Source organism: Spirosoma harenae (assembly GCF_054776975.1).
This window is the reverse complement of sequence record NZ_BAAHBD010000009.1, coordinates 147,766-160,343: the sequence shown is the minus strand read 5'-3', so window position 1 is coordinate 160,343 and position 12,578 is coordinate 147,766. Positions and strand designations below refer to the sequence as shown.

8 protein-coding genes are annotated in these 12,578 nt (G+C 47.4%); all 8 read right to left on the bottom strand.

Annotated features, from left to right (window positions below):
• Positions 1-51: 51 nt before the first annotated feature.
• Complete coding sequence (locus ACYVE4_RS13600) at positions 52-1,590, bottom strand: RagB/SusD family nutrient uptake outer membrane protein (protein ID WP_461040589.1); 1,539 nt, start codon at positions 1,588-1,590, stop codon at positions 52-54.
• A 36-nt stretch (positions 1,591-1,626) separates the two neighbouring features.
• Positions 1,627-4,761: a SusC/RagA family TonB-linked outer membrane protein gene (locus ACYVE4_RS13595; protein ID WP_461040587.1), complete on the bottom strand. Its 3,135-nt coding sequence runs from the start codon at positions 4,759-4,761 to the stop codon at positions 1,627-1,629.
• Between the two features lie 568 nt (positions 4,762-5,329).
• Positions 5,330-6,391 (bottom strand): endo-1,4-beta-xylanase, encoded by a 1,062-nt coding sequence (locus ACYVE4_RS13590; protein WP_461040585.1) that lies wholly within the window; start codon positions 6,389-6,391, stop codon positions 5,330-5,332.
• Positions 6,392-6,488: 97 nt separating this feature from the next.
• Complete coding sequence (locus tag ACYVE4_RS13585; RefSeq protein ID WP_461040583.1) at positions 6,489-7,541, bottom strand: glycoside hydrolase family 43 protein; 1,053 nt, start codon at positions 7,539-7,541, stop codon at positions 6,489-6,491.
• 134 nt (positions 7,542-7,675) lie between these two features.
• A complete protein-coding gene (locus ACYVE4_RS13580; RefSeq protein WP_461040714.1) occupies positions 7,676-8,731 on the bottom strand; it encodes an endo-1,4-beta-xylanase in 1,056 nt (351 codons plus the stop codon).
• Between the two features lie 155 nt (positions 8,732-8,886).
• On the bottom strand, positions 8,887-9,222 hold the full coding sequence (locus ACYVE4_RS13575; RefSeq protein WP_461040582.1) for a hypothetical protein: 336 nt from the start codon (positions 9,220-9,222) through the stop codon (positions 8,887-8,889).
• Between the two features lie 28 nt (positions 9,223-9,250).
• Complete coding sequence (locus ACYVE4_RS13570; RefSeq protein ID WP_461040713.1) at positions 9,251-11,185, bottom strand: alpha/beta hydrolase-fold protein; 1,935 nt, start codon at positions 11,183-11,185, stop codon at positions 9,251-9,253.
• A gap of 236 nt (positions 11,186-11,421) precedes the next feature.
• The gene (locus ACYVE4_RS13565) at positions 11,422-12,540 is read right to left on the bottom strand and encodes an alpha/beta hydrolase-fold protein (protein WP_461040712.1); all 1,119 of its coding nucleotides are present in this window, start codon (positions 12,538-12,540) and stop codon (positions 11,422-11,424) included.
• Between the last annotated feature and the right edge of the window lie 38 nt (positions 12,541-12,578).

Sequence of the window (12,578 nt, the reverse complement as noted above, 5' to 3'; positions counted from 1 at the left end):
ACACCAGAAACTCCGGTGTCATTGTCTGATAACCTACCTATCCAAAAATGCCTAATAACCAGGATTTTGGCCTTTTACGCCGATATTCGGATTATTGTCAATTTCCTGTTGCGGTATCGGCAGTAATTCATGTTTACCTTTCTGGAAATAAGAAATCGGTTCGGTTTTCAATTTGCCTAATTTCCGCCAGCGCAAAATATCCCGGTTGCGGATTTCTTCACCATTTAACTCTATCCGACGTTCGTGAACAATCGCATCAAATACCTGATCTTTGGTCGATACAGGATAGTTAGCCGTTGGGTACGTTGGCATGGCAACGCTGGGTCGATTGCGGATCATGTTCAGATACGAAACGGCGCTGGTCAGGTTACCCAACTCGTTTTCGCACTCCGCCATCGCCAGCAGCGTTTCGGCATAGCGCATAATCCTCTGGTTAATACCACCCGTTGTGGAAACACCGGCTTTATACATCAGGGTAAATTTCCGCCAGCTTATTTTTTGTACTTTGCCATCTACGGTTGAGCTATTACCATTCTGTACTTCGTCAGTCAGGGTAGTTTGACCGTTATTGTATTTATCCCCAGTGGTATACACCGATTTCGCATAACGAGGATCAGTCTTGGCATCGCCTTTACTGGTCTTTTCAAATTCAGCCAGCAGGCTGTTCGACGGAATAATATTCCGCCAGCCAATGCCCGAATATTCCTGCGTCCGAACCGTTTCTTCACCTGCTGACGCCCCGTCAGCATCACCATTCCAGTTGAACGTACCGCCCGATGGTAAGAAATTCACTTCCCAGATCGACTCTTTATTAAACTCGGTCTCTTCGATAAAATTATCATTGTATTCATCGACCAGGGCATAGGTTCCAGAGCTGATAATTTTCTGAAGTTCCGTCTTCGCATTAGCATAATCACCCTGTTGGAGGTACACCCGAGCCAGTAGCATCTGAGCCGCTCCTTTGGTAGCGCGGCCCTGATTAGCCGCATCATAGGTAACTGGAAGGGCATCCTGAGCCGCTTTCAGATCGGCAATAATGAAGGCATAAACATCAGCCTCTGAGGAGCGGGGTAACGATCCGGCAATGGAGGTAACATAATTTTTGTAGAGCGGAACACCACCCCACATACTTACTAATTCGAAATAGGACCAGGCGCGTAGATATCTCGCTTCGCTAACGGCCTGATTCGATACGGCAGCCGTTAATGTTTTCGAAGCGGATGCCTTGTCGATCACCACGTTGGCTCGGTGAATAACCCGGTACGCACCTGTCCAGACAGAGCTTACCAGTCCATTATCGGTACTCTGAACACCCAATAACAACTGGTTACGAGGGGTTTCGAGCTGGCCACCACCGGCCGCTACGTCGTCAGAACGCAGATCGTGGGTAAAGAACCACTCGCGGGCGACCAGGTTTGTGGATTGAAGAGCCGCATAAACTCCATTGACGGCACTCTTGATTTGGATATCCGTCTGGAAATAACTGTCGGTGGTAACCGCATTTGGGTTTAGCTGATCCAGGTTCTTTTCATTACACCCAACGGCCAGGCCAATCAGCAAAACGCCGGTTGAGAAATAGTGCCTTTTCATAGATAGAAAACGTATGATTTAAGTTCGTTAAGTCAGTTAAAATGTGATCTGAAGTCCAGCCAGCAGAGTACGGGCCTGCGGATAGTTGGCGTAGTCGATGCCACTGCGTAACAGGGTTCCGTTGCGCGAACCAATTTCCGGATCATAGCCCGTGTATTTGGTCAAGGTCAGCAAGTTCTGGCTCGATACGTACACCCGTACTTTGTTCACCACATTACTGGTCAGGCCACCCAGAACTTTGGTAGGAATTGAATAGCCAATGGTCAGATTTTTGATTCGCATGTACGAGCCATCTTCAATAAACCGATCCGATGTACGGCTGTTGTTGTTCGGATCACCTGCTACCGCCCGTGGTATATTCGTATTCATGTTGGTGGGCGTCCAGGCATTTAGCACGTCCGGACCCGCGTTGAACAGACGTAACATTCCCTGGGTAACGACTTTGGTACCGTTATAGATTTTGTTGCCGTAGGTTCCCTGCAGATACAACGTAAAATCGAAGTTTTTATACGTACCACTAAAGTTGGCTCCGTAGTTGAATTTAGGCAGATAACTTCCCAGGTACGTGCGGTCAGCGGCATCAATCTTCCCATCGCCATTTATGTCTTTAAAGCGAATATCACCAGCTGAGGTATTTTTGGCCGGATTATCGGCATCACGCGTAGCAGGTCTGTTTTGAACCGGGGCGCTATATACTTCATCAACTGATTTAAATATGCCCTCCACTACGTAGCCATAAAACGACTGAATTGGTTGTCCCGCTTCGGTTTTGGTAATGTCAGATCCACCGTAGTCCGCATTCGATCCGGCATAAATATTTCCTGTTGGTGTTGCCATACTTAAAACTCGGTTGCGGGTGATACCAATGTTAGCCGACAGGTTCCAGCGAAAATCGCCTTTGGCGTAATTATAGCCCGCCTGAAATTCGTAGCCCCAGTTTTTCATGCTACCTATATTAGCCACAGGAGCATTACTATAGCCAATCGAGTTAGGAATGGGGATGCCTAGAATAAGTCCATCCGTAAACCGGTTATATACTTCACCAGTAAAGGTGATCCGGTTATTGAACAGGCCAACATCTAAGCCTACGTTCACCATGTCGGTAGTTTCCCATTTCAGTTCTGTATTACCCAATGAGTTGAAGTATGAGCCCAGACTGTTGGCCGAGCCGAACGGATAGGCCGTGGCATCGGCCGATACAAGCGACTGCCAGGCATAGTTAGCAATTCCGTTGAAGCCCGTTTTTCCGTAGCTGGCCCGCAGCTTCAGCTCAGAAAGATTGGGCATACTTTTCATAAAGTTTTCCTGGTTGATACGCCAGCCTACGGAGGCCGAAGGGAAGTTTCCCCACTTATTCCCCGGTGCAAACAGCGACGAACCATCCCGCCGAATCGAAGCACTTATCAAATACTTCCCATCGAAATCATAATTGACCCGACCGACATACGAAATCAGATCAGTTTCGCCACGGGTACTAGTGATAGCCGGGTTACTAACCCCCTGAATTACATCTAAATCATTGTTGGGTCGGGTACCCGATCCAGTCAAACCAGTCGATAGTACTTTCTGGGTTTCCGCAACGGCCAATACGCTCAGATTGTGTTTACCAAATGATTTATCAAACGTAAGCTGATTGGTAATGGTCTGAGCAATATTGGTATTGCGAACCTGAGAAACAGTCGCCGAACTCCGCTGTACGTAGCCATCATTATAGATTGGGTTAAACGTACTGCCGTTTGAAAAGCCTAAGTCAACGCCATAATTAAATCGGTATTTCAAATAACTGGTCAGTTTCACATCCGCATAGATGGTAGCAAAGGCTTTCAGAAACTTCGTTCGGGTAATGTCCATCGCTGGGGCACGAAGTGGGTTTTCTGGATCCGAACCATCGGCCGCTGTTGGTGCACTGAATCCACCTACTTTGGTTGGGTCCATTGTCGGCCAGTAGGGCATCATCCGGATCGCGTGCATTAGTTGCGACCGGTCACCGGTAGTTTCGCCCCGTTGGTTGCTATAAGCGGCTGTGAGTGTCTGCCCAACTGATAGGAATTTAGCGACCTGATGATCGGAGTTCAACCGAAGAGAACCCCGTTCGAAATCTGTGCCCCGCATAATACCATCCTGCTTGAAATAGCTACCCGACGCAAAGAATCGCGAAACGGCGTTACCGCCCGATAGCGATAATTGATGCTGGGCAATAGGGGCATTGCGGAATAGCTCATTCTGCCAGTTGGTTTCGGTTTGAGCAAAGGTTTGCGTAGCCCCGTCGTAAATTGGGGTATTAAGATTGTTCAAGCGCGATGGCAGGGCTATTCCCGCATTGGATGTCAGGGCTTTAGCGTATTGCACATACTGATCACGATTAAGCACATCAATTTTATGACTGGCACTTTGGGTACCAACATATGTGTCAAGAGTTACCCGAATTTTGCTATCGCGGCCACCTTTTTTAGTGGTAATCAGAATGACCCCATTGGCCGCCCTCGATCCATAAATAGCCGCCGAGCTGGCATCTTTCAATACTTCCAGCGACTCAATGTCATTTGTATTAAAGCTATTTAAATCGCCAGTCGGCACGCCGTCGATCACGTATAATGGCCCCGACCCATAACTAATTGACCCAATACCGCGAATCTGAACGATAGGCGATGAACCAGGACCACCGTTGTTCACTACCGAAACACCGGGGACGCGTCCCTGAAGCGCAGAGGCTACGTTAGGCACAGGGAGCGCCGTAATTTCTTTAGGCGTAACGGTCGATACAGCACCCGTCAGAGAAGATCGTTTCTGAGTACCATACCCCACCACGACCACCTCTTCCAATGACCCGGCATCAGATTCCAGCGATACATTAATGGATGACTGATTACCAACGGTTATTTCCTGCCTCTTATACCCGATATAACTGAACACCAGTACTGAATTGGCATTGGGGACATCAATCCGGTAAGTGCCCCGAGCATCGCTGGCAGTACCGCGTGTTGTTCCTTTAATCTGAATGTTTACGCCCACCAAAGGATCACCTTTTTCATCCCGTACAGTGCCCGTAATAGGTTGATCAGCAACCTTTGCCCAGGCGGTTGTTATCAGGCAGTACATCACCAGAAGCAGGTTGAGCCCTGGCCGTATGTGTTTTAGCAGCAAAACATGATTTTGTAATTGATTTATCATAATTTTAAGGGTTTGTTTTTTTAATACAGACAAAAAAATCCCTACATCCTATTAGGATGATTTTTCTAGCCGAAAATTGGGGGTACTTACCAGTCAGTAATGCGCCAACATTACTGACTTTTTTATTTAATATGCTTGTCTATGCATAGGCTGAAAGGGAAGGCTTGATAAGTATAAAGTTAAAAATGAAGGATAACGTAAATAGGTACACCGTTTTTTCTGAACAAATAGCTTGCTGGTTAACTTGAAGTTTTTTGTAAAAATCGAGTCAGCCTATGTTTCTACTCAACTTATCCTTAAATTAAAAACCACAAAAAAGCCCCGTTTTGGTTTTCAATAAATTACTGGTAACAAGTGAGGTCGTTAGTACTTTATTTAGTAAACCATAGAGAAGCGTAATCATTGAGAACAAATTTATGTTGATATAATGCAAAACACAGCAAAAGCATGTTACACGATTCTTTGGCTATGTTACATTCTTGCTATTCGTTCAAAAGATAGCTGAACATTAAAATCCTCTTTAATTACCCACACACAAAATGTATCAATTAGGTGCCTTATTAGCTATTTAGAATTTCACAACGCTCTCATAGGCTTTCTTGGGCTGGCCATTTTGATCGAACAGTAAAGGGTAATCTTTGCGGCCCGGAACGGGGAAATTGTCCAGCCAGGAATAGCGGTCGGTCAGGTTCCAGAATGTAACGCCAGTGATTTTGTCGCGGTGCTTGCGGAAGATATCGAATACCATTTTGTACTGAGCCGCCTGCTTATCATTCATTTCCGCCGTAAACTCGCTTTTGTCCGTATCCCGCCGGGCTCGTCGCTCGTGTTCTTTAGGATACACCGACATGTCTACTTCCGTAAACTGAATCTTTAGCCCCAGACTAGCGAATTTGTTGATCGATTCTTCCAGCTCCTGCGCAGTAGGTTCGTAGATAGACCAGTGAGCCTGTAAGCCGACTCCATTGATAGGCACTTTCTTATCTTTCAGTTTCTTCAACAGTTGGTAGATGCGTTCCCGTTTTGAGGCATTTTCGGTATTGTAATCATTATAGAACAGTTGCGCAGACGGGTCGACCTCGTGAGCGTACTGGAACGCTTTTTCGATGTAATCCTCGCCGATGATTTCGTAAAATTTCGATTTGCGGTAGATACCAGTTCCGGTGTCAGGAACGGCTTCATTCACAACGTCCCAGGCGTAAATCTTCCCTTTGTAGCGACCCATTACGTCGGTGATGTGCTGCTTTAAACGGGCGAGCAGTACGTCCCGGCTAACGGTTTTGCCGGTGGAGTCGGTGAAGAACCAGCGAGGGGTCTGATTGTGCCAGCAGAGGGTATGTCCCCGTAGTTTGATGTTGTTTTGCTGGGCAAAATCAGCGATGGCGTCTGCATCTTTCCAGTTGTAGCGATTCTCTTCTGGATGAATTGGGCCCATTTTCATCGCATTTTCGGGCGTCATGCTGTTAAACTGAGTTTTAATAAACTCCGCATCCGGTCCGGGCTGTACCATACGTGGGCTGACAGCCACGCCAATCGGGAAATAAGCCTTGTAATAATCTTTCAACCCTTTTTCGGGTGCCACAAAGGCAACGGATAAGGCAATCAGGGTATAGGCGATTCGTCTATTCATGAGGAAATGATTTAGGTTTTTAAGTCGATTTCACCCCTAAATCCCCTAAAGGGGACTTAATTCGCAAATGAACAAAGTCCCCTTTAGGGGTAAACCGCTACTTATACGCGTCAATAATCTTAATCGTACCATCTGAATTATACGTCAGTTCAGTTACTTTCACATTCCGCAGATGGGTCTTTCCAGAGAGCTGGACATCGTGGTAGAACAGGTACCATTTGTTATCTATCTGCACGATGGAATGGTGATTCGTCCAGCCAAGAACGGGTTTTAGTAGAATTCCCTGGTATGTAAAAGGGCCATATGGATTGTCGCCGATGGCGTAACAAAGATTGTGCGTATCGCCGGTGGAATACGAGAAGTAGTATTTACCCTTGTATTTGTGCAGCCAGGCCGCTTCGAAAAACCGCTTGTCGTTGTCTTTTTCCAAAAACGGTTTGCCATCCTTATCCAGTAGCTGCACCTCCCGAACGGGCTCTGCAAACGACTTCATATCGGCGCTCAATCGGGCGACGCGGGGCAGGTAGGCCACCTGGTCTTTTTGCTTCAACGCCCCTTTAGGATCATAGTTGTTACCCTCCCAGCGCTGTAACTGGCCACCCCATATACCTCCGAAATACAAATATGCCTTTCCGTCAGTATCCTGAAATACGGCGGGGTCGATGCTGTAGCTGCCTTTGATGGGTTCCGCTTCTGGTTTGAATGGCCCGGTCGGACTTTTGCTGGTTGCCACACCGATACGGAACACGTCCTGCTTATCCTTTACTGGAAAATAGAGGTAATACGTTCCGTTCTTATACGTAGCATCAGGTGCCCAAAGCTGACGACCCGCCCACGGAATATCTTTAATATCGAGCGCTACACCGTTGTCTTTAACGGGTCCACCAATCTTGTCCATCGATAGCACGTGGTAGTCACGCATGGCGAAATGGCCACCTTCATCGTCTTCTTTAACATCCTTGGCGTCAATGTCGTGCGATGGGTAGATGTAAATCTTACCGTTAAAAACATGGGCAGAAGGGTCAGCTGTGTAGATGTGCGACACTAGTGGCTGATCTTTGGGCGTCTTATTAGATTGTGCAAAAGCGGTCAGTGAACAAGCAATAAGGGCAAGTGTCGTGTAGGTTCGTTTCATAAGAATTTGACTCATTGATAGTTAAAAGAAAATAATCCATAGCCCTAGTAGTCTCAACTGAGATATCAGCGGCTGGCTAAACTGTAGCGTCGTTCCAGAAATTAGAGAAGACGGGCAGTGGATAATATATCATGGACTTAGCTCCGCTTTCACTTCGTCAACGCAATGACTTTTTCGAAAGCTGGTTTAGGCTGATTGTTCCGGTCGAAGAGCAGCGGGTAATTGGTTCGGCCTCTGATGGGCCAGTTGTTTAGCCAGCTCTGCCCATCGTTGACACCCCAGAACGTCACCCGGGTAATTTTGTCTTTGTGTTTGAGAAATAGCTTGAAAAGAGCTTCGTAATCAGCGGCTAATTGCTGCTGGACACTGTCGGGCAGACCCGCTGTATAGGGATTTGACTGTTCGTTCGCCGTCATGCGTTGTCCCACATCGGCACCCTGAAAATTTCGCGGCAGGACTTCGATATCCAGTTCCGTAAACATGACCTTCATACCCAGGGCCGCGTACTGAAGAATGCTTTCTTCGATGTCTTTCAGCGGTACTTTCCCAACGTGCCAGTGGCCCTGAATGCCTACGCCATCAATACGTACCTTAGCCTCCTGTATTTTCTTGATCAGCGTAATACAGCCCGCGCGTTTGGCAGGTTGTTCGTTGTTGTAATCATTGTAATACAGCTCCGTACCGGGCGAGGCTTCCTGAGCCAGTCGAAAGGCTTCTGTAATGTAATTGTCGCCGAGGTTTTGCAGAAAAACGGACTTCCGCAACGTACCGTCCTCATTAAGGGCTTCATTCACGACGTCCCACGAAAAAACCTTGCCTTTATAGTGTCCAGCAACTGTTTTGATATGCTCCGTAAAAAAGGTTCGGATGGAATCCTGACTACGAATTCCGCGAATGAAGGGCGGTAATTGACTGTGCCAGATCAGCGTATGCCCATTGATTTTGATGTTGTGCTTCTTGCCAAACTCAACCAGTTTATCGCCCATGGAAAAATCGTACGTATCCCACTTCGGATGAATCAGCGCCGACTTCATGATGTTTTCGGGCGTCGCCATGTTGAACTGCCGGGCAATAAACTCCGTCGTTTGAGGGTCACGTTCCTCAATCTGGGCGTTGTTGAGCGCCGTTCCGATGCCAAAATCTTTTTTAAACGCGTCTTTTAACGAAGGAACAGATTGGGAAAATCCGGAGACCGTTCCCATCATGAAAATGGCCGTGCTGATAGCCCTGAGATTTCTTAGTAAAACCATTGAGATATACGGTTGACTTTGAGACGATTAAAAATCTATTCAAACCGCCTTAAAAAATGAAAGTACCCTTTAGCTGGCTGATTTTTGCGCAAGTAAAGGGTACCATTTCCTTACTGCTTGGCAAGCTTCATCTCACCACGCTCACTTTTTACAACTATCTCTTTATCAGAAACTAACTCGCCCGTGTAGCTCATTTTACGGTCGTTGAGCGTGATAGTGTACGAAATCTTTTTGCCATCAACAGTGCCTTCTTGTAATGGTGCCTCTCCAAATTGAGTCTTCCATGTTCCTGTCAATTTGTTACCTTCTACTTTAAAGGTATAGTTTACGTCAAAAGTGCCGTTTGCCGTTTCACGACTGCCTTTCCAGTTACCATCAATTGGGTTTTGGGCAAATGCTGTCAAGCTGACAATTGATAAGAATAGAGCAAAGAATAACGTTTTCATGGTAAAAATTGGGGGTTTAGTTAACTAGTTATTTAAACAGCAACGGTGCAAACATGAACAGGTCGTGCCGCCAGACCGGCCAGGTGTGGCCGCCAGCATATTCGCTGTAGTTGTATTTGACGCCCAGCTCATCAAACTTTTTCATCATAACCTGACAGTTCTGATAAGCGATATCTTCCTTCCCGCCCATCGAAATCCAGAGGTTTTTCAGGTTGCTGTTGATCGTGCTGGCATTGTCTTTCATGAAGGCATACTGCGGGTCCGACAGCTTGGGATTATTGGCAAACCAGCCCGAACTGAACACGCCCAGCGACGAGAACAGATTGGTATTCTTGATGCCTGCATAAAGCGTCTGCAAACCACCCATCGACAAACCGGCGAGCGCCCGGTTCTTGGCATCGGCAGCTACCCGAAAATTGCTTTCCACAAACGGAATGGCTCCCTGCTTCAATTCACTCTCAAAGGAACGTAGCACATTCTCGTTGAAACCGGCCAGTCCGCCCTGCATAGTCATGTTTCCATCAAGCATCGCGATCACCATCGGTTTAGCTTTGCCTTCCGCAATCAGGTTGTCGAGGATAAGGCCCGTTCTGCCCTGCGTTGACCATCCACGCTGATCTTCGCCCCCACCATGCAGGAGATACAGCACCGGGTATTTGTTGCTCGATTGGTCATAGCCCGGTGGGGTATATACGTACATTTCCCGCCAGGTATTCGACGCTTTCGACAGGTAACGTTTAATACGGATGTCGCCATGTGGTACGTCCTTCATGGCAAAGTAGTCACCGTCTTTGTCGGGAATTTCAATGCCGCTGGCCATTCGGCCCATGCCGTAAAACGTTTCACTCGCAGGGTCAGCTGTAGGTAATCCGTCAATGAGCAAGGAATAATAGTGAAAGCCCCGGCTGACGGAATCAGTGGTTACGTTCCAGAATCCGGCTGTATCTTTCACCATGTCGTATTTCTTGCCCAGATCGATCTGTACCTTTTGAGCATCCGGGGCTTTCACCCGAAAGACAACCCGATTGTCCGGTAAAATCTGCGGGTATTTGGCATTCCGAATGTTGGTAGACGCCGGTGAGCCTAGGAGCGTGTATTTGGTTAAGGATGATACGTCAACCGGCTTGAACAGAAATTGGGAGAACATGTAAAGCCCGTTTTTCCAGACTTTGAAATCATGGACGCCCGGTTCAACGTAATAAATATGCGGTACGTCGTTCTGATACAGGTAGTCATGCGTACGCTTGCTGAACGTAATCAGGCCGTCGTTGTCGCCACAGGAAATCCAGAGCAGTTTCAGCTTCTTTTTGGCGTCTGTCGGATTGGGCACCAGTTCCTGCGGGGGCTTCGTGTTGGGAGCCGACGAAAACCCACCGACCCAGGCGAATTTATCCAGATTCCCCAGCCCAAAATTCAGCGATTGTCCGCCCCCCATCGATAGCCCGGCAATGGCGCGGTGTTCGCGATCAGTTAGGGTCGAATATTTTTTCTCGACGAACGGGATCAGATCATTCAGCAAATCTTTTTCAAACGTAGCGAACGCTTCGACTTTGTCTTTGTCGAAGATGTTACCAACTGCCCGGTCGTCTTTCATGGCGCGTCCGTTTGGCATCACCACGATCATGGGTTCGAGTTTTTTGTCGGCGTATAAGTTATCCAGGATTACAGGTGGGTTTCCCCCCTTGAGCCATTCTTTTTCATCACCACCGATGCCGTGCAACAGATACAGAACGGGATACTTTTTCTTTTTGGAATAACCCGGTGGCGTATACACCAATGCTTTACGGGTAGTACCCACGGTTTTAGATTCGTACTGAATCGAATCCAATTTACCCGTGGCAATGCCCGTACGCACCTGATCGAATCCTTTGGGCATTTCTTTGTCGATGGTTTGCGCATAAGCCGTTGATCCTAGGATCACGGCAATGGCTATGTACTGGCTTTTTAGAAATAAACTTTTCATCATCTTCTAAGGGAATATTTTTTGACAGGATTTCCGGAAGGCCTGTTTGAACTTTTACGGTAGTTTGACTAAGCGCTTTTGTCATTCTGACGAAGGAAGAATCTTAAGGCATCCAAGCAGATGAGTTAGTAAACTGTAAGATTCTTCCTTCGTCAGAATGACAAAAGCAACGGTTAAATAAAGTTTAAATAGCTTCGGTGTAAGAAAACCTGAGAATCCTGTCGAAAAGAAATCTTTTACTTAAACAGCAATGGAGCAAGCTCATGCAGACTACGACGCCAGGTCAGGAATTCGTGGGCCGTTTTGTCGGAGATGTACGAAACGGCATTGTACCCCGCCCCTTTCAGATCCGTTACCGATTTTGTTACCCCGTCGGGTCGTTCCTTGCTGCCGCAGCTGATAAACACAAGCTTTGGTTTCGCCTTGTCCTTCAGATCTTCCGGTGCGTAAACACCACCACTGAGTAAACCGTAATACCCAAAAACGTCTGGCTTATTGAGGGTAATCATTTTGGTTTCCATGCCGCCCATCGACAGACCCGCCATAGCCCGATTGTCGCGGTTATTCAGCGTACGGAAATTAGCGTCCACATATGGAATCAATTCGTCGACCACGACCGTTTGAAAGGGTTCGATTTTAAACTCCCTAATCTTGCCAAATTTCACCTCGTTGGTCATCCCGTAGGTCATCACGATAATAAAGGGCTTGATTTTGCCTTCGGCGATCAGGTTATCCATAATCAGGTTGGCGTGGCCCTGATTACTCCAGGCCGTTTCGTCCTCACCCCAACCGTGTTGCAAGTACAGTACCGGATACTTTTTCGATTTTTCCTTTTCGTAACCCGGTGGCGTGTATACAAATGCCCGACGCGACGTACTGGTGCTTTTGGATGGGAACAGAATCTGCTGCACATTTCCGTGTGGTACGTCCTTTAATGCATAAAAATCCTGATCGTGGGCGGGAATTTCAATGCCACTTTCCCACCGAACGGAACCATAGTAATTCTGTGCGCCGGGGTCGTTAAACTTTCCTCCATCGATCGTTACGTTGTAATAGTGGAAACCTTCGTCCAGCGGCCCGGCTGTGGTGCCGGTCCAGAAACCGTCTTCCCCTTTGGTGAGAATGGTACCTCCTCGTCCACCCAGTCCTAAGCTCACCCGAACACTATCGGCTTTAGGGGCCTTAATCTTGAATCGAGCGTAGCCCTGAGAGTTCACTTGGGGGTATTCCTGTCCCGGCTGGTTCAGCGTAGAGGGTTTAAAATCCTCAGCAATAGCTGGTTGGCTTCCCTGCGCAAGGCAGGTTAAACTTGTGCATGCGGCTGCGAATAGTACAGCTAATGATTTAGCGATCATTGGGTTTTTGGGTTTTGAGTGAGAATAAAAGGTTATCA

Coding starts and splice junctions, on each gene's coding strand:
- ACYVE4_RS13600 (WP_461040589.1), bottom strand. CDS start 1,590: ATGAAAAGGCACTATTTCTCAACCGGCGTTTTGCTGATTGGCCTGGCC.
- ACYVE4_RS13595 (WP_461040587.1), bottom strand. CDS start 4,761: ATGATAAATCAATTACAAAATCATGTTTTGCTGCTAAAACACATACGG.
- ACYVE4_RS13590 (WP_461040585.1), bottom strand. CDS start 6,391: ATGAATAGACGAATCGCCTATACCCTGATTGCCTTATCCGTTGCCTTT.
- ACYVE4_RS13585 (WP_461040583.1), bottom strand. CDS start 7,541: ATGAGTCAAATTCTTATGAAACGAACCTACACGACACTTGCCCTTATT.
- ACYVE4_RS13580 (WP_461040714.1), bottom strand. CDS start 8,731: ATGATGGGAACGGTCTCCGGATTTTCCCAATCTGTTCCTTCGTTAAAA.
- ACYVE4_RS13575 (WP_461040582.1), bottom strand. CDS start 9,222: ATGAAAACGTTATTCTTTGCTCTATTCTTATCAATTGTCAGCTTGACA.
- ACYVE4_RS13570 (WP_461040713.1), bottom strand. CDS start 11,185: ATGAAAAGTTTATTTCTAAAAAGCCAGTACATAGCCATTGCCGTGATC.
- ACYVE4_RS13565 (WP_461040712.1), bottom strand. CDS start 12,540: ATGATCGCTAAATCATTAGCTGTACTATTCGCAGCCGCATGCACAAGT.